Source organism: Paenibacillus selenitireducens (assembly GCF_002021565.1).
Classification (GTDB): domain Bacteria; phylum Bacillota; class Bacilli; order Paenibacillales; family Paenibacillaceae; genus Paenibacillus_K; species Paenibacillus_K selenitireducens.
Genome location: NZ_MSZX01000008.1, coordinates 193,602 through 212,588 on the forward strand (window position 1 = coordinate 193,602; position 18,987 = coordinate 212,588).

Sequence of the window (18,987 nt, forward strand, 5' to 3'; positions counted from 1 at the left end):
GTCCGTATTCAACCATACACACGAGGTTCATTCTTGTAATCGTTTACCAGCTTCAATGAACAAACGGAAGTTTTGCCCAGTCGTCCGGATCATTCAATCGAATCGGAATAGGAGCTTCTAATGCCAACCTATCCGTATTCGGTTTCCACTCCGTATGATTCACAATTTTCACATCGATATATTGATCCATCGTAAGCCTTTGAGCAATAGGTATGGTCAAATCCGTCGAATCCTCATCGATAATCGTTAAACGTAATGTTTTCCCTTGCAACCATGCGTACATCATCAAAGCGCGAACAACCCATTCGATCTGAGATTGATTTTGCTTCGTTACCAGCACATATTCTACCTCGCGATTGGTTGTACCCGATGTATGCTTTTTCCGCCAGCGAAACGCCAAATGCACCGCCGCTACGGCCAAAGCATAGCTCAATACAATCCACAACAACGTAAGTAACATCGAGGTTCACCTCCCATGGTACAGTATATGCGCCATGAAAGGTGCCGGTTCCTCACATCCTATGGACACCTCGTCCTCTTCGAATGGTAACCGGTCTCCTCTTTTTTATAATGTCACCCAGCCTTGCTTAATGGAGTTAATAACCGCTTGCGTGCGATCTTCCACTTCCATCTTTTGCAAGATACTACTGACATGGTTCTTAACCGTCTTCTCACTAATGAACAGGTATTCCCCGATCATTTTGTTGCTCTTTCCTTCCGCCATTAAGCGAAGTACTTCCGCTTCACGACGCGTTAGCGGGTGGTCTTCATTCGCCATAAACTTCACGCCAGCTTCGCGAACCACCTCGCTGCCATCGCTCATCACGCCAATTTCATCCAAATACGTCATACGACGAAGCTGTTGAATCAATTTGCCCGTCACTTTCGGATGTATGTAGGCATGTCCTATGATCACGGAACGGATCGCTGTTACGAGAGCCTCTGCCTCCATATCCTTCAACAAATAACCGGAGGCGCCTTTGCGCAGCGTTTCGAACACATAGCTCTCATCATCATGGATGGAGAGAATTAAAACTTTAATGTCCGGGAACATTTCACGTAAACGCTCCGTCGCTACAACACCGTTTTCTATAGGCATATTAATATCCATTAATACCACTTCTGGCTTGGTATGATTGCAGAACTCAAGGACTTGAATGCCGTCCCCGCACTCCCCGATAACTTCGAGATCGTCTTCCATATTTAAAATGCGTTTTAAACCCTCACGAAAAAGTTGGTGGTCGTCGGCAAGCAAAATTTTAATTTTTTGCTTCCCCATTGTCATGTTATCCATCCTGCAACTCCTCTCTACTGTTAGCGTTTGTAGGAATGACAAAACTAATTTTGGTTCCTACTTTTTCAGCGGATTCGACTTCCATCCTCCCCTCTAGCAATTCTACTCTTTCTTGCATCCCAATTAAACCAAAATGTGTATGCTTTTTCTTTTTTTCTTCCAATGATTCTTTATTAAAGCCAATACCATTGTCTTGAACGACAAGCTTTACCATTTGTGTCTGGAATGTAATGTCGAGTGAAACATAAGAAGCATGCGCATGTTTCATGGTATTCGTAAAAGCTTCCTGTACCAATCGGAAAATCGCGGCTTCCATCCCCGAATTTAGGCGGATCTCCTTTCCCCTTACTTCAAAGGTTGTACGGATCCGCGCCTTCTCCTCAAAGTCATGAACGAATTTGCGGAGCGTTGGAATCAGCCCCAAATCATCCAATGCCATGGGACGGAGATTAAAGATAACCTTACGAATTTCCTCTAAGCCAAAACGAATTTGCGATTTCAGATCTATTAATTCGTCTTGTACCTGTTTAAAATCCTGCTTATTCATCATTCTTTCGACAATTTCCGTCCTAAGCACTAGATTCGCTAGGGATTGTGCAGGGCCGTCATGAATCTCGCGGGCAATGCGTTTACGTTCCTCTTCTTGTGCCACGATAATTTTAAGTCCAATCAATTGTCGGTTTTTGGCAGATTCCAGAATACGGGTGACCTGATTCAGATCACCCGATAAGTATTCAAGTACAACATTCATTTGCGATCCTATTGTTTCCGCTCGCTCGATGGATTTCTCTACATTACGAACACGTTTCTGTAGATCATCACGCCGCGCGCGCAAATAGATCTCTTTTTCCCGAAAAATCATTAAATCCAATTGAATTTGTGTTGCCTTTTCATAGGCTGTTTTGATATCGGTCTCCGTATACCGTACGAAATCACGGCTTACTTCCGTTAGACGAATCCGGGCAAGACGATAATCCCGTTGCAATTGATCTACTTTATCGACCGTTTCCCCAGCCTCTTTCATCACAAGCTGCAGTTCTTGGTTCATTGAACGCATTTCCGTGCGCGCATGATCCAAAATTTCATAGATTTGATATTTACTGCTCTCCATGACGCTGATGGCATTCTTAATGACACGGTCTATCATATCCACCTGCTGCTCCATGTTCAATCTACTCCATTTCTAGACCGATGTCCAAGATATTAATAGTATCATACCATATCACTGCAACGTAATGGACTTGTTTTTACCATCCCAATCCACTTTAAGACCAATTTGCTCAGATACAAGGCGTAAAGGGACATAAGTACGATTTTTGTATATGAGTGGAGATACGTCAGAAGTATTGCGAACACCGTTGGCAATATAATCCTTTTGACCTACCCAGAGTTCAATCATTTTCGTTGAGCGCAGCACCATGACCTTCTTCGCTTTTGCATCCCATTGCGCGCTTCCGCCGAACTCATCCAATATGGTTTTTACTGGAACATAGGTGGTACCATCCTTCGAGATTGGAGCCACTTCGATTTTCTTGTTTTTCCCATTCACTACAGCTGTTGTATTATCAAGCTGAAGTACAACCGTTGGTGCTGGCAGTAGTAACGAACCGTCTGAAGCAGGCGACTTGAACTGAATGTTGTCAAAAGCAACTTCACCTGTTAAAGCACGCTCATCCTGACCTTCTGGGACATTGACGACATAGACGCGTTTTAGTTTTGCCGGGTAACTCATTTTTGCAGCGCTTAAATCCACTTCAATCGTTTTCCAGTCTGACCAATCAATTGCTTTGGACAAGTCAACGTAAGCAGTCTGATTGTTAGCGTCGACAAATTCTGCCCGCAGCCAATTCAGGCTCTGATCTCCTTTGACATCGATGCTCATGGATGTTGGATGTCCGTCTACCGCCTTACCGCTCGTCCCGTTCAATTCCGCATAAGCGTACAATTTGCCTTTAGCTTGCGTCATATCGTACTGGAGGTCCAAGACCTTAGATTTCTCACGGCCTTCAATGCCTGTCGTTACCTTCGCGCTGCCTTGCACTTCCGCAGGAGCTCCTGTGAACTGAATTGGATAGCTAACATTCTCGAAATCCTCCCACATTTGGGTTAATCCCGATTGTAATATCATCACGGCACTGAAACCGTCATATCGAGCAACCGCGTATCCGATCTGTGCATCCTTATTCACTTCATTTACGGTAACCTTATTGCCTTGGACAGACCCTTTAAAGCCATAGAACTCCCACTTCACTGAAGATGCAGGAAGTGAAAGCGTACGTCCATCCTTTAACTTCACATTGATATCTGTTGATGTCGATGCTCCTGGTTCCAACGTGCCTGTATCATTGCTTAATTTCATTTCATTGATTTGGTCTCCGCCAATGACTTCAACCTTCATGCTTGTTTTGGCATTTTGAGATTTGGCCACGACTTCAGCTGTTCCGGATTTAACGGCTTTGAATGATTGTCCCGTCCATGTCACGGCATCCGACGCGGAACTCCAGTTCACAGCAAGATTGGACGTGTCATATGGGTTGTAGTACGTGTCATATCCTTTGAGTGAATAATTTGTTTCTTGACCCACGAAAAGCGTATTCTGTCCGCTTACCATGAGGCCTTTTAATTCACCTTGCGGTGCGGTAGAGAACACGCCTAAGCCGTTAACGACGCTTCGCTGTGTGCTTCCACTTCCATTCGACGTCGGGAAAGCTAAAGAAGTACTCGTCTCCCCTAAAGGACGAGATACCAACGTTGTCGATCCGCCACCATCTAAGTTAACGGCTTTCCAAAAGCCGACATCCACCATAAAATTCTGTAATTCCTTCAAGGTCATCCCTGAGCTGGATCCGTTTTGCTGTACGGTGATCATATAGGCTGTTTTCTTATCCTTGGAGTAACCTACAGCAGTACGTGCAACCGCACTTGATCCGCTTATATTCGAGGTGTCTCGCGTAAATGCGGATGCCTTCCCATTTTCTACAAGCAACGTATGCCCGCCAATCATCATCTGAAAGCTATTTGGATCTACTGTCTGTTGCGTTGTGCCCGATACCAGATTGTAGTCGATTTGCAGTGCTTGTCCGATTTGAACATGATCACGGATAAATTGAGCTGCTTGTCCATGCGTACGAAGGATATATCCGTCTGCTGGCACAGCCATTGGTAGACTTGATCCATCCGATATCTGCTTTACAACGCCATTTTCAATAAGCACCTCGGTTGGTGTCGTAGAAGGATCGGTTGGGCGGCTCAATGACTTCCATGCACTCGTATATAGATACATCGCATTCACATGACTATGCGCTCCACTTGGTTCTTCCGTATACTTGGCCTTATTCACGCCAGATAATGTGTAGAACGCACCATCCGGAGCTGTCACCTTTCCTTCAAAACCGAATAAATCAATTACCGGCTCACGATTTTGGGTTATCCCGAAAGCATACATCCCTTTTAACTTCGAAGGACTGCCCATCAATGTATTATTTGCGACTTCCACACCCATCGGAACGCGATCTGCACCTGTACCCATGGAGAAGTAATCCCCATTCGTTCCGGCAACGGCTCCTGTTTCCTTAGCCATACCACCTACCGATTGGGTCGTCGTAAACTGATTGTTTTGTCCCGTCATGACATCCATTTTTACATTCTGATTCGTTAAATCAATTTCAATCACATTGACCTTCGCTTTTACGGATTTATTCGAACGCGTACCCGACCATTCATATGTAACCATCTTCGCGCCAGAGGTAATCATACCTGATTGAAGCTGTACAATATTTTTGGTTATTTGTTTGCTAACGGTTGAAATTGCACTATCACTAGAATTCGAAGCCGCGTGGACCGTACTGTCCGCCCAAACAGGCTGCAAGAGTAATGCTCCCGCAACCGTTAAAATAAACACCTTTTTCCCGACCACATATACGCCTCTGCGTACGGCTTCATTGTAATTCTGCACCATGTTTCGTAGCTCTCCCATCTTCTTCCCATTGTGTTGCAACTGCTAGTTTTATAGATTCAAGACATAGTTGAATAAGGGTTCTCTGCTAGCCCTAATAATAGAGACGCTTTTTTCGCCAAAAAGTTACGACATTTCCTAGGAAATGATCCGATAGACACAGAAAAACCGTCGAATCTATTCGACGGCTCTCTATTTTATTCCATATATATCTATTTTTAGTCAATATATTGAATGGCTTGCATCATCCGTTTCAACATAACTACAGCTTGCGCACGTGTCGCGTTCCCTTTAGGTTCGAACGTCTTTGCAGTCATGCCTGCGATAATTTGAGTCTGTAGTGCCTTCGCTACGGAAACTTTCGCATCCTTGCTAATCTTGCTGCTATCCGAGAACTTCTGCAAGAGCGTAGAAGCGTCGGAATTCAACGTAACGCCTTTCCCCGTGTAGTCCATCGCACGGACAACCATCAACGCCATTTGCTCACGTGTAATGAGGTTGTTCGGTTTAAACGTCCCATCTGTATTCCCTTGAATAATTCCTGCCTTTGACGCTGCACCGATGTACGCACCCATTACGCTATTTACAGAAACATCTCGGTACTTCGCAGCAGCCGTCTTGTCTCCCGACAATCCCAATGCTCTAGCCACAAATACCGCAAACTCTGCCCGCGTAATCGATGCATTGGGTACAAAAGAAGTCCCTGTGCGGCCTTCAACAACGAACTTCGATGCTAGTTTTGTAATGTCTGACTGAGCCCAGTGGTTTTGAATGTCGGAGTAACTTGTTACAGCACTAACAATACGGTATGTCTCATTACTGTTCCCCGTGATATTCGCGTAAGTCGTGGACCCTGGTCTGCCAAAGACTGTTGGTGCATAACTGATCTTTCCAACATTATTATCATATCGAACAGCAGCGGTCTGATCACTGTTAACCGATTGATTTAATTTGATCGAATGTTCCATAATCATCTGCACATCAACCATTCTGGAAGGCTGGCTGCTGATAAGCGCAGATACATGGAATTCATATGGATCTGTGATCGATTGAACTCCCGGACCGTTTAATTGAGCTACGATTGGAATCATTGAGCTATTCGTATCCTGTTTTTCAAATTGTAACATCAATGAAATATCGCTTGAGATTGAATTCAAATTACGGGATATTTCACTAACATTCAAGTTTTTCAGTGGAATGGTATACGTTACATCTCCATGCCGTACAGACATGTAGGTGTTTTTATTCTGGTTCACAGCATCTTCCAACGGTTGCAACGGAACAACAACGGTAGCTGCTCGCTCGGTCGTAGGAACATCGAACGTAATCATCTTATTTAAGGAGCGATCATTAGAAATAACATACGTGAACGCTTCTTTCAGTTTATCTTTGTCGATACTGTAGCGATTAACGACTTTACCTAAGCGAGAACGGTCTGAACTTGTTTTTGCATTCTCAGGCTTTAATAGATTCAATGAATTTGCAATTGGACTATAGCTTTGCTCAATCGTTAGTAGATTGGAACCTGACGCCGTAGATCCTGAAGACTGATAGGTTACCGCCATGTTTGTAAAAGCCTTCATTTCATTTCCATTTGAATCCTTTAACGGATAATACCCCGGCGTATAACTAACCGTTACGGATTGTCCTGTTGGAATAGCCGAAGATAAATGAAGTGTAATGACGTCCCCTGTACTGCTTAAAGTCGCTCCGCTTATGGTAGTAGAAGTATTATTAACGCGCACAGAAAATACGGTTGAACTCAAGGATGAAGTACTCGTAACCTTTTTAGTCAAATTCAGTGTAATGACATCCCCATTAAGCGTAGCTGTTTTCACGGAAGGGATATTCGTATCCAATGTCACTCCTACTTCAACAAGATTGAAGGCAGGTGCATAGTTACTGTTCAAGTCCCTTAGACGTGGATCACCTGGTGCATAGGACACCGTAACTGCTTGTCCAAGGGTAACACTTGAAGCTAATTTTAACTCAACAATATTCTGATTAATCGTAATGGCTGTCACATAACGCGGCTTATCATCAACGAGTACAGAAAAATGACTTTTCATCGGCACCTTCGTGCTGTCTAGTCCTTCATTGTAAGTTAAGATCAGCTTGTCACCCGATACGCTTGTCGATTCTAGCGAGGGAGCTTTTGTATCATAAGAATTCCGAATAAAGAAATTCGAGAATGTGCTAATCGGTGTACCATAGTAGCTCATTAGCGGATAAGAACCTGGCGTATAACTTACGCGAATAACTTCGCCGTTTTCCACCGGACTATCCAAGGTCAAATATACCGTTGATCCATTTGAGGTATTGATACTACTAATGCTCTTTGTACGACCATCCGCCGTAACCGTAAATTGGGTGTAAGCATAAGACGAAATATTATTTACCGTGTCACTGAATGTTAATGAAACTGAACGTCCTGATACGTAACCACTCGTTATTTTCGGCAGTGTCGTTTCAACGGTATTTTGGACGGTCTGATTAGAGAATCCACTCGCTTTATTTTTTGCTAAGTCTTGAATTGGCCGTGCTCCTGGGCTATAAGAAATTCTCACATTTTGTCCCACGGCAACACCACTCTGTAAATATACATACACCCGATCTCCAGACACCGTCACACTGGATATCCCACGGCTTTCGTCATTTACACTTACCGTGAAATTTGTGTTATAAGGTGTTGAATAAGAATCAAGCTGCTTATTATATTGCAGTAAAATAGCATTATTATTATACATTTTTGTAGATTGTAATACAGGAGCCGTTAGATCCTGAATCGTCGTCGTGAAGTTCCAGTACCCTGTGCCTGTTCTTGCGTCATTCGAGTTCCCGGAATAATCTCGTACGAAGTCACTAGGGATCTCAATATAATATACTGTGCTGAAATTCAAGTTCGAATTTGGCGTAATCGTAACCGTACGACGATCGGAATTTAACGTCGTGCGACCCGTTATCGAACCGGCGGTGGTATTCAACGGCCGAATTAGAACAGAACTCGAGTATAATTGTACTTCCTTGTTAAATTCCAATGTAATTGGAGCACCAATCGCGACATTGCTAGAACCGTTAGAAGGTGATTGGCTTATCACGTAAGGCTTATTCGCATCACTAGCTACACGGAACGTCCAAGTGGTGGAGTTCGATATCCCTGCGTAAAGATTATAGAATTGATCCGTGAATGCACCGGAGTCAATTTTTACGTAATAAGAAGTGTTATTCACTAGTACGCCGCTTGCCGGTGCTATATTGATTACTGTCGTTCCTGCTCCAGTAACTCTGTTCGAATTCACGGGAATCGTATCTACAATTTGATTACTTGCATTAAATATATAAACATTTCCATTTTGAGGATACACAATTTTGTTAAACGTCATTGTCAGTGTTCTGGATGATGAAATGTTAGTTCCATTTGCTGGCGATAAGCTTGTTACCACAGGTGGTGTCTGATCGACTGCACGTACAGTTGTAAAGATCCACTCGCCTTCTCCAATCCCTGTAAACGGTAAGTCGCCCCCTTCTGTTGTATTCACAAATGCGCCTGGATCGACCAAAACATAATATCGTTTATTGGGTAACAACGTTTTATTATTAATCGTAACCAAAGTGCTATTAACGCTAACATTACTAGAAGCAACATCGATACGTTCATATTCGCTACCTGATTCCATGATTCTAATCGCACCAGATCCTTTGACTACAGGTTGGTCCAGCACAATATCCAATCTTGTCGTTGTACTAACTTCTGTTGCATTTCTAGAAGGAACTAAATTATTGATTTTTGCCGGTGTGTAGACTGAATCCGTAACGCTAGCTATTGTCGATAAGTTTGATTTGATTACACTCCCAATTCCTGCAGCCGCTACAGGCATCATACCTACAACCAACTGCAGCACCATCACGCAAGCAACCCATAGTGATATTTTCCTTTTCATTTTGTTCTCCCCCTATGTACATTCCCAATTAAAACATGTATCAACTATGTTCTACTTATAATTAGACACTCGTAACTATATTTTCGGCATATTTCGCTAAGAAGTTTAGATTAAGACCTAATTTCAGCTAGTGAAAACTAAAAATGAGGGAAATTGAATTCAGGGTGAGATATTAAAGAAGAGGAAAATAATTTCTTTTTTTTTTTGTTTTTATCAACTTGAAATCATGGGTAAATATACTCCATGCTTTCACTTTCTCACTGCCCACCTCGGAATTACTCACCCTATAATTGGGTATAGTTGAGTCTTGCTTACATAAGAATTAAATAAAATGTTTTATGCATTAGTCGCCAATTGGCGGTTTGTTGTTCTTTTGTCCTCAATATTCGACATTCAAATCGTATAATTTACAATTAATTACAAAAAACACAATACCCATGGACTATATACTAATATTTAACAATAATGTATATTAAATCTATCGGGCCGATAACAAAATAAGAGAGGCGGAAAACATATGAAGTTGAAAAAGATGTTCTCTATCTTATTAATATCTGCAGGTCTTATGACCGTTTCGCTATCTGCTTTCGCTGATGGAGCAGTTACTAATAGTGAAGTTACCCCTCAAGTGAGTGGTCTTGGGGATACACGGGCAACGGCACTTGATATCTTTCCAGGGTCTGATTACAATCTGTTTCTGGAAACTGCAACTGACGAAGATTGGTTTAAGTGGACCAACAATACTGGAGCACCTAAATTGGTTTATAGTAGGGCATATAATAAAGGAAGTGAGAATGTCATAGTCCTGGGGGCAATTCTTCAATACACACCTACTATTGAATCAACTATGATATATGCAAATCCAACAGAGAAAAATAACTCAAATAGGCCATCTACATTCGATTTGCTATATATTCCAGCAGGAACAACTGTATTCTTTAAGGTACAAGCCAAGGAGTTTGTTAAGTTAGAGAGTTATAGATACCAGTTTTTAGTTCAAGATATTAACTGATCCAATTCTTATAAAAGGCACTCCTTCGGGGTGCTTTTTTATTTGTTCTGAAATCGTTTTTTTTGTACACTTGCAACCTATATATAGTGATGTGTATGTTAGTCTATACTAAATGCCTTACCTTTAGGGACGGACAGATTGTTGATAAAGCCCCAGTTTTTCGGGGCTTTAGTTCTTTACGTTTAGAAAATCTACTGTTGAAGGCTATACGAAAAAAGATCGCCCGTTACCCTGCCCTCTTGGCAAGGATATTGGCGATCTTTTTAATGTTTTGGCAGGTTGCGGTCATCAGTGATTGTTGCGGTATCTCTTAACGACCACGAAAACGGCAATAGGGAAGTCCATGGAGTTCTTTAGCGTCCGCGAAACTTCGCTCACCCGTTTGGTATCTCAATCGGTAAAGATACTTGCCCGATTTACTTCTGCCATTAGTACTTACCCATTCCTTGCTGGGTTGCCATACATGACAAGTTAGCACTTTAGTCTTGTTCTTAGACCTGTACACTATGACAAAACAAAAAACCCCTGTGTTTTCACACAGGGGCATGTTCTTCATGACGAATTACATTCGTCTTATGCGTTTGCTTGTTCTTTCAAAAGCTCTGCTTTGTCAACGCGCTCCCAAGGAAGATCCACGTCTGTACGGCCAAAGTGACCATAAGCAGCCGTTTGACGGTAAATCGGTCTGCGAAGATCCAACATTTTAATAATGCCTGCTGGACGAAGGTCGAAGTTCTTTTGAATGAGTTCAACCAATACTTCTTCGCTAACTTTACCTGTTCCATAGGTATCTACGCTGATCGATACAGGGTTAGCTACACCAATCGCATATGCCAATTGGATTTCACATTTCTCAGCAAGACCTGCAGCTACTAAGTTCTTCGCTACATAACGTGCTGCATAAGCCGCAGAACGGTCCACTTTCGTAGGATCCTTACCAGAGAATGCACCGCCGCCATGACGAGCATAACCGCCATATGTGTCTACGATGATTTTACGGCCAGTAAGACCAGCGTCCCCTTGAGGACCACCGATTACGAAACGGCCTGTTGGGTTAATGAAATATTTTGTCTGATCGTCCAACAATTCAGCTGGAACAACCGGAAGGATTACTTTTTCTTTGATGTCCTTTTGGATTTGCTCCAAAGTTACATCTTCAGCATGTTGTGTGGATACGACAATCGCATCTACACGAACTGCTTTGCCATCTATATACTCGATCGTTACTTGAGTCTTACCATCTGGACGAAGGTAGTTCAATGTACCGTCTTTACGCACCTCAGATAAGCGACGTGCAATACGGTGAGATAATGCGATTGGTAATGGCATTAATTCAGGTGTCTCGTTCGCAGCGAAACCGAACATTAAGCCTTGGTCACCTGCACCAATATTTTCGGTCTCTTTATCGACCTGAGCGGGGTCACGATTCTCAAGTGCTGCGTTAACGCCTTGAGCGATGTCTGCCGACTGTTCATTTAATGAAGTCAATACGGCACATGTATTATAGTCAAAGCCATATTTCGCACGTGTATACCCAATGTCCTTAATCGTATTCCGTACGATGGCCGGGATGTCCACATATTCCGATTTTGTACTAATTTCTCCAATAACAAGCACAAGACCTGTTGCAACAGAAACTTCGCAAGCAACCCGAGCATTTGGGTCATTTGCAAGAAAAGCGTCAAGTACCGCATCCGAAATTTGATCGCAAATTTTGTCCGGATGTCCCTCGGTAACCGACTCAGATGTAAATAAGCGTCGTCCATTTAAAGACATCAGTTTTCAACCTCCAACTCATAATAGTATGATGGCATTATCTTATAATACCTATACAAAAAAAGGAACCTTTCCCGCTTGGAAAAGGTTGTTATACAATCCTTCGAAACACATCTTACTTCATTTGTCGGACGATGTCAACGAATGAAATATTAGGAGATGATACCATTATTCTATGCTCATCCTTAGAGTAAGGTGCGTTGCGCTTCTTGGATTAATCTTTTGGTAATTCCGCCGCCGACAGATCCCGCATCTCTTGAAGATAAATGCCCCCAATAGTCTTTTGTAGCATACGATGCACTTCCTGAACTCTCGCCTAACTCAGATCCAAATTCAGATGACACATCACCCAAGGCTTGTCTTGGATTAACTACGTTAATTCCTAATTCCGCGGCAATCTCATACTTCATTTGATACAACGCATCACGACTGGCTGGCACCAATTTACGATTTCTTGACATAAGAGCTGCACCTCCGTTGTGTTTTCAGTTGCAGCTTTAGTATGTCGTTTTACTTAATTTCGTAACCGCCACGAACCATCACTGTTAATCCATTTTTCTGGTTCGAATCTGGTGTCACACCTCGTCCATCCCGCGGAAATAGCAGCAAATGATTATTTACAACAGCTTGTCCGTTGGAAATATCTTTACCATCTGTCAGGTCAGATATTCCATTTTCGTCTGGGCTAAATACTACGCCTTTACCAGCACGTACAATAAATTCCGCTCCAGCCTTCCCGATGAGCTTCTCTCCGCTTTTAATGGTTACGATTTGAAGTGCACCAGTATCACCAGTGTTTGAAGTCTCATTGGAGCCAGAATTGCCTGAGCTCGATCCTCCGGTGCCAAGAGCCTTTTGAATTTGTTGATCGACATAACTTTTTGTTACCACTGGATCGTCAACGGAGCCAGGTTGGGAGCCACTGACTGTGGCTCCATCTGCATTTGTTGATATAACGCTGCCTAATAGAATGGCACTAGCAAGTATTGCGATGCTGAAAGTATATTTTTGGGTTTTGTTCATGATGATTCTCCTTGAACTTTAATCATTCTTGTTGTTCGTAAAGAAATACGCTTGACTTGCTAATTTGATCTTTTGTCCCTGGAACTGATCGTACAATACAATTGTAAAGTAATTGTTCGTTTTTCTATCCGTATCCGAACCGTCGAAGCTAAGGGTTGTCGATTTTCCGTTTCCAAGTTTCAAATCATTTTCTAATGTAAGTTCTCGCTCCGAAGTTCGTCCAGTTGAATCTACGATCTCAACGAGTAGTTTATGTTCATAAGTGCCCATTTCGTAATCGCTATCTCGTTCTAAATTATAGTTCATATTTATACTTATAGATGCCCCCGAAGCATAGGCAACCATATTTGTGACTGATAATTTATACGGGAATAATTCAATATTTGATAGTGAACTTTTATATTCGTTGGAACTCTGCACCAACTCATAAGCGGCAGCATTCACATACCCAGTTGCCACACCTTTGATCGGAGTAAATTTATTATCAGTAACACTTTCTCCAACAATAAGTTGCATACTAGACGTGTCTAGACCTCTTGGAACTTTAGCCCAAAATGTTACTAGATTTTTGCCAGCAGGGCTTGTTGCGTTTTCTACTTGCGTTACGCTAGCTTTAAAATACTGACCATCTTTAGATTTGTAATATCCCGTTAATTGCGATAAATCCGTTTGTCTAGTTTCAAGGTTTTTCATTTCAACTTCAGAATAGATAATATTCGAACTTGAACCAGGGTATAATTTTGTTTTCCTTACTTTTACTAGTGCTCTACGCCCTTGGGTTGTAAATTCGTTACTATCGCCATTTTTAATGACCGGCAGCTCTGACATTGATCCATTATTAGATATTTGAATAATCTCTGATGAATTTTCTTCCGATAATTTTTCCATTAGATAGACTTGAAGTTGTCTAAAATCCATACCATACGGAACCTTAGTTACGATGTAGGTATCTAGTGTTTGATTTGCTCCTAATAACACCGTTGTATTTGTCTGAACTAATTTTGTACCATCAGTAGCCTTAATATTATCAAATTTCATAAGTCCGTCCAACTTCGGTAGTTCAACAGAATCAAATCGATAGTTTCTAATTGATATCTTAGCTGAAATAATGTCCCCGTCGATCCATGGTAAACGCTGAACAGAACTCAACTTTACTCCGAGTGTACTATTTGCTGCTGTTTGTACCGTATATTCTTTGCCAATCGTATTCTCATTTACTGATAATGCAGGCAATTTAAATATAGCTATCGGATAGTCAATATTATCTTTTGGAGTTGTATTTTCTGGCGTTGTATTTTTTGGTTGATTTATAGCGATTTGCATACCCTCAGTATTAAGAAGAGCAGGTATTTCCGTAGACAATCTTATGGTCTTTTTACCTAACGGATCAATAGTGACATTTTCTAATGCTTTTGTCGTGATTGGATATGAATACCCATCCCTTGTAATGAAAGCAAAATTATATTTAGGGAGGGTTATCGCTTGATTGCCGCTATTTTCAAATTCCAATGTAGCAGTTATTTCATTATTATCTTTCCCGCTTGTAACCCATGAAGAACGTAATTGCACATTTAGCTGTGTATTTCCCGCATTAATCGTGCGAACATCATCCTGGCTTCCCTCAATATTTTCTTTTTTCATCTGCGCTAGTTGGTAAGTTGCAACTGGCAATGTCAGTTTCGATGTTTCATCATCTTGGATAATTTGTAATTGCAATTTGTCTGTTTTAATACTTACTGGTATTCGAGTCATTAAATTTAACGTTTTATTGCCTTGGGGCTGAACCTTGTAATCTACACTGGAAGTATCCAGTTCTACAGGGTAGTTAAAACCTTCAGCTGACTTCACAACAAACTTAAACTTAGGGTCCTCTAAAACTTTATAACCTTGATTCAGAAAATTAAGGCCAATGGAGATATATGAATAATCCTTTGTGGTATAAATACTGGATGTAGCTACTTTTGTTTTAATAGGAATATCGTTCGCTCTTATCGTCTTACTATTACCAGGCAATGTTTCAACTGTAACTGTTCCTGGTATAACATACTGTCCTAATTGTTTCTCGTAATTTGACATGCTAAAATCCCATTTTACTAGCCCTATGATTAGGTCTGATACTTTAGATACTTTTCCAATTTTCGCATAATACGTAATGGTTAGTGATGATTGTGCCGACACTCTTTTCTTTTCCTTGTCTTTTGCAAGGATATTACTTGAATAAACAGTTCCTGATTTCGTTTTTACCTTTGACCAATAATCGATTAGCGAAATATCTTTCTGATCCATATTGGTATATGTAAGTGTGTATGTAAGTATATTTTCATTATCTTGGGTCAAAATATTAATATCAGTTAGTTTTACTGAGCTTTTTGGAGAAATATTAATTGATTTTATACTTGAGAGTGTTGCTGATGTTGTTGCTTTATTCGCGGTGTTTGTTGTAGCTGGACTTTGTTTGGTAACGGCTTGTGCTGCAAACGATACACTTGCTCCCAACTGACTTACCACCATTGATAAAGTCAGAATCATGATCAGTTTTTTAGATCTTCCCACTTCATTTGCCTCCTCTTATATACTTTACTCTACGATGATTATATAGAGTCCATATACTATATATTAAACGCAATTGGGAGGTAGAAAGTTTCGTTTGTGTTACTTTTTATCACAATCTTATAACAACAAAAAAAGGAGCCGAAGCTCCTTTTTCTGTAAATCATTAATTATTTAGCACTACCGTATTCAAGACCTTCAGTGAAGCCTTTCAGTGCATTGCCATCACGGTCAGCAATTGCTTTAACATCGCTGTTTGCTGAACCTTTGAATTCGACTCTGAAGAGTGTAGCATCTGATACTGTTACAGAATCATCTTTTTTCACTCTAAGAGTAATCTTTTTAGTATCTTGAGGGACAAATACTTCAGTTACTGTTGCATCTTTGCCAATTAAAACAGTGAACAACTTGGTTAGGTCAGTTGTGTTATTGTTATTAACAATTGCAGTTGTATTGAAAGTAATGTCATAGTAAGTTGCATCAGTTGCTGAAACTACTCTAAATGCTTGACCTGCTGTATCAATTTCAGGAACTACTTTATTAGCAACAGCCACTGCATGTTCTGCGTCAATTGCTTCGATTTTTGATCCAAATCCATCTTGAGTATTAGTTTGAGCTACGGTATAAATTACAGCGCCATGTAAGTCTGCTGGCAATTTATTCGTATCATTGAAGTTCAAGTAAACGATAGTACCATCAGAGCTCAAGCTTGCACTTGAAGGAGTTTGAACATTGTCTCCTACTTTCACTCTAAAGTCTGTTTTATCAACAGAAGTAAGTTTACCTGCAAATTTAACTTCAACTTTCTCTCTGGATGTAGCTTTAACAGAATCTGTAACAACTTTCACTTTGTCTTTGCCAATTTGTGCCTTCAATACGTAGCTGCCTGCATTAGTAGTGATGTAGTTACCGTCAATATCTTGAATCAACGTTGCTTCAACGTATGCGTCATCAGTAACTGATTGAGTAGTTGTGATACGAACAGTATCGCCAGCCACTGCAACAACTGTAGCTTCATCATTAAGTTTGTTACCACCGACAGTATACTTAGCTTTGACTGTCGCGCTACCAGCACTATCATCAGTTTTTACAGCTTTTTTGTATTGAACATAAATATTTTTTTCTGAACCATCTTTAACTAACCAAGCTCTTGCAATACCATTGTCAACTGCAACGGAAGCTTTTACAGAAGTTGTGAATGGCAACATTGTGTTAGGCACATATGCAGTATCTTTAACGCTGTTCACTTCTAGTGTGTAAGTTCCTTCATCCAATTTGCTTGCAAGATTAATTGTAACTGTCTTCTTGTCAGCATTGTATACTGGTTTCGTCACTGGATGTCCATCAGAGTTCAATCCATCTGCAGATGCTGCTTTGCCATCAGAATTTTTCAACGTGTAGTAGCTAGCTGTCTCAGCAGAAGCTTTATCTACAGATTTGCTGAAGTCAATCACTATCTTGTGGTCTTTAGAAGTATCATCTTGTTTGATTTCTACTTTTGAAACAGTTGGTCTTTCAACATCCAATGTTGGTGTTACTTTAACTTCACGGTTCGCTTTGTTACCGCTGTAGTCTACTACACCTTCAACAAAGATTGTATTTTCGTTCATGTTCATTGGGTTGCTGAATGTAACTGTTACTTTGTTATCGTTAACTTCTGTGATTGTTCCACCGTTAACTTTAGCATTGTGGTAGACTTTTTCTACAGATTTTACAGTTTCATTGAATTCCAGTGTAACTTCTTTCAAATCGTTTGTTGTTGCAGCAACGATTTGAGGAGCCTCTGTATCTTCTGCTACTGTAAATTCTTGTTCTACTGGAACAACTTTAAGACCTGAGAAGTCTTCAACATTGCTTACAGTTAATTTATGAGTACCAACTTCTAATGCTGTGCTTACAATAGCAACGTTAGGGTATTTATACTCAACACTTCCGTTAACTACTTTGCCATCTACTTTGAAGTTGCTAGTTGCAAAAACTCCAGCTTTTTTAACTGGCTCTGAGAATACAACTTTGAATGCTTTTGTTCCCAAACCTTTAACTTCTTTAACTTCTGGAGTTTTCACATCAATTGGTGTGAATTTATACTCACCGCTAAGAGTTTTAGTTTTGTCACTGTTTTGTACGTTGCTTACTTTCAATGTAGCTTCTTTTTGGTTAGTCAAAGAAGTGTCAGCTTCGTCAAGCAAAATCAAAGCAGATTTTTTATCATTAGCAACAGTCACGCTTTTGATTGATTCGCTTTTGTTCAAGATATCATAGTTATCTTTGTTGCCAGCTGTTTTAGTATCAACTTCGCCGTCAAAAGTAACTAAGATTTCTTTCAAGTTGTCTGCTTTAACAGATTCAATTTTGTTTGCAGCAGTAATAGTCCAAGTGAACTTAAGAGTTACCTCTTTACCATTTTCACGTTTAACTGTTACTGTGTTTTCTTTGTTAGCTTCTAATGCTTTGTCAAGTTTGAATTTCTCAACTTTGTCTTTTGCATCAGAGAAAGTTACTTCGATGTTGTTAGCATCAACAACTTTTACTTCATAAGAAATTTTAGAAGCTTCGATAATTTCGTTAGCTACATAAGTAGCGTCAACTAGTTGTGCACGAGTTGCTGCTGCTTTGAAGTTAGCATCTGCAGGGATCAAACCAGCTTTGATTGCTGCATCAACATAACCTTTAGCCCAAGCAGATGCGCCGTTGTCTGCAGTTGCTGGAACATCAAGTTTCGTTGCAACTACAAGAACTTTAGCCATTTGCTCAACAGTTACGTTACCGTTGTAATCAAAAATTGTTTTACCTTTTTGGTTCAAGAAACCTTCCATCAAACCAGCTTTGGAAGCTGCACCGATGAAACCAGCAGCCCAGTTGTTAGCTGTAACGTCTGTGTATTTGCTTGCTGCAGCTGCATCTTCTTCAAGAGAAAGAAGTTTTGTTACAACTTTCGCGAATTGACCGCGAGTCATTTCTTTGTCAAGACCAGCAGTACCGTCTGTGTAGCCAGCGAAAATACCTGCTTTAGTTAAAGCATCGTATTTATCTTGTGTAGTAAGTTCTTTCTCTGCACCGAATGCTACAGATGCGAACATTGAGAATGCCATTGCTGTGGATAATGCGATCGTTAAAAATTTCTTCATAACCTTTGTTTCTCCTCCTTGAATATCTTTCATCTTATTCATTTGTAATTTAGATAAATTGTAGCTCTTGTTACTCATCGCCGATTCACCCCCTTCCTCGAGTTGAGCAGCATTCCTATAATTCATGTCCGTGACAGTGAAGTCACAGAAACTAGTAAACAATAACATGGAAAATAGATGTAGATTCCTAGCCCACTTTAAACATTATACAATGTAGGTATACAGTCGTAAAGGCATATTTTATGAATTAAACCTATTACTTTGTCAAAAACTGACTAATCTTGTAACCATTTAAGTAGTTTTTGTTA

General features: G+C 40.7%; 11 protein-coding genes and 1 pseudogene. 1 reads left to right on the top strand and 11 read right to left on the bottom strand.

Annotated features, from left to right (window positions below):
- Positions 1-52: 52 nt before the first annotated feature.
- From BVG16_RS20275 to BVG16_RS20295, 5 genes are all read right to left on the bottom strand, one after another.
- The gene (locus BVG16_RS20275) at positions 53-460 is read right to left on the bottom strand and encodes a hypothetical protein (protein ID WP_078500987.1); all 408 of its coding nucleotides are present in this window, start codon (positions 458-460) and stop codon (positions 53-55) included.
- Positions 461-565: 105 nt separating this feature from the next.
- On the bottom strand, positions 566-1,294 hold the full coding sequence (locus BVG16_RS20280; RefSeq protein WP_078500988.1) for a response regulator: 729 nt from the start codon (positions 1,292-1,294) through the stop codon (positions 566-568).
- Positions 1,287-2,459 carry a sensor histidine kinase gene (locus BVG16_RS20285; protein WP_078500990.1) on the bottom strand — a complete coding sequence of 391 codons (1,173 nt, stop codon included), beginning with the start codon at positions 2,457-2,459 and terminating at the stop codon, positions 1,287-1,289. The genes BVG16_RS20280 and BVG16_RS20285 overlap by 8 nt, the downstream gene beginning before the upstream one ends.
- Positions 2,460-2,516: 57 nt before the next feature.
- Positions 2,517-5,252: a stalk domain-containing protein gene (locus tag BVG16_RS20290; RefSeq protein ID WP_078500991.1), complete on the bottom strand. Its 2,736-nt coding sequence runs from the start codon at positions 5,250-5,252 to the stop codon at positions 2,517-2,519.
- 215 nt (positions 5,253-5,467) lie between these two features.
- On the bottom strand, positions 5,468-9,190 hold the full coding sequence (locus BVG16_RS20295) for a SwmB domain-containing protein (RefSeq protein WP_078500992.1): 3,723 nt from the start codon (positions 9,188-9,190) through the stop codon (positions 5,468-5,470).
- 517 nt (positions 9,191-9,707) lie between these two features.
- Here BVG16_RS20295 and BVG16_RS20300 point away from each other — a divergent pair.
- The gene (locus tag BVG16_RS20300) at positions 9,708-10,202 is read left to right on the top strand and encodes a hypothetical protein (RefSeq protein WP_078500994.1); all 495 of its coding nucleotides are present in this window, start codon (positions 9,708-9,710) and stop codon (positions 10,200-10,202) included.
- A 226-nt stretch (positions 10,203-10,428) separates the two neighbouring features.
- Here BVG16_RS20300 and BVG16_RS20305 read toward each other — a convergent pair.
- From BVG16_RS20305 to BVG16_RS20330, 6 genes and pseudogenes are all read right to left on the bottom strand, one after another.
- Positions 10,429-10,701: pseudogene (locus BVG16_RS20305) on the bottom strand (transposase); the annotation flags it as partial.
- A gap of 74 nt (positions 10,702-10,775) precedes the next feature.
- Positions 10,776-11,978, bottom strand: coding sequence for a methionine adenosyltransferase (gene metK, locus BVG16_RS20310; protein WP_078500995.1), 1,203 nt, complete (start codon positions 11,976-11,978; stop codon positions 10,776-10,778).
- A 185-nt stretch (positions 11,979-12,163) separates the two neighbouring features.
- Positions 12,164-12,439 carry an alpha/beta-type small acid-soluble spore protein gene (locus tag BVG16_RS20315; RefSeq protein ID WP_078500997.1) on the bottom strand — a complete coding sequence of 92 codons (276 nt, stop codon included), beginning with the start codon at positions 12,437-12,439 and terminating at the stop codon, positions 12,164-12,166.
- Between the two features lie 49 nt (positions 12,440-12,488).
- Complete coding sequence (locus BVG16_RS20320) at positions 12,489-13,001, bottom strand: hypothetical protein (RefSeq protein WP_078500998.1); 513 nt, start codon at positions 12,999-13,001, stop codon at positions 12,489-12,491.
- An 18-nt stretch (positions 13,002-13,019) separates the two neighbouring features.
- Positions 13,020-15,554: a hypothetical protein gene (locus BVG16_RS20325; RefSeq protein WP_078501000.1), complete on the bottom strand. Its 2,535-nt coding sequence runs from the start codon at positions 15,552-15,554 to the stop codon at positions 13,020-13,022.
- A 167-nt stretch (positions 15,555-15,721) separates the two neighbouring features.
- Positions 15,722-18,757 (bottom strand): Ig-like domain-containing protein, encoded by a 3,036-nt coding sequence (locus tag BVG16_RS20330; RefSeq protein WP_078501001.1) that lies wholly within the window; start codon positions 18,755-18,757, stop codon positions 15,722-15,724.
- Positions 18,758-18,987 lie beyond the last annotated feature (230 nt).

Coding starts and splice junctions, on each gene's coding strand:
- BVG16_RS20315 (WP_078500997.1), bottom strand. CDS start 12,439: ATGTCAAGAAATCGTAAATTGGTGCCAGCCAGTCGTGATGCGTTGTAT.
- BVG16_RS20300 (WP_078500994.1), top strand. CDS start 9,708: ATGAAGTTGAAAAAGATGTTCTCTATCTTATTAATATCTGCAGGTCTT.
- BVG16_RS20290 (WP_078500991.1), bottom strand. CDS start 5,252: ATGGTGCAGAATTACAATGAAGCCGTACGCAGAGGCGTATATGTGGTC.
- BVG16_RS20295 (WP_078500992.1), bottom strand. CDS start 9,190: ATGAAAAGGAAAATATCACTATGGGTTGCTTGCGTGATGGTGCTGCAG.
- BVG16_RS20280 (WP_078500988.1), bottom strand. CDS start 1,294: ATGGATAACATGACAATGGGGAAGCAAAAAATTAAAATTTTGCTTGCC.
- BVG16_RS20275 (WP_078500987.1), bottom strand. CDS start 460: ATGTTACTTACGTTGTTGTGGATTGTATTGAGCTATGCTTTGGCCGTA.
- BVG16_RS20285 (WP_078500990.1), bottom strand. CDS start 2,459: ATGGAGCAGCAGGTGGATATGATAGACCGTGTCATTAAGAATGCCATC.
- BVG16_RS20330 (WP_078501001.1), bottom strand. CDS start 18,757: ATGAGTAACAAGAGCTACAATTTATCTAAATTACAAATGAATAAGATG.
- metK (WP_078500995.1), bottom strand. CDS start 11,978: ATGTCTTTAAATGGACGACGCTTATTTACATCTGAGTCGGTTACCGAG.
- BVG16_RS20320 (WP_078500998.1), bottom strand. CDS start 13,001: ATGAACAAAACCCAAAAATATACTTTCAGCATCGCAATACTTGCTAGT.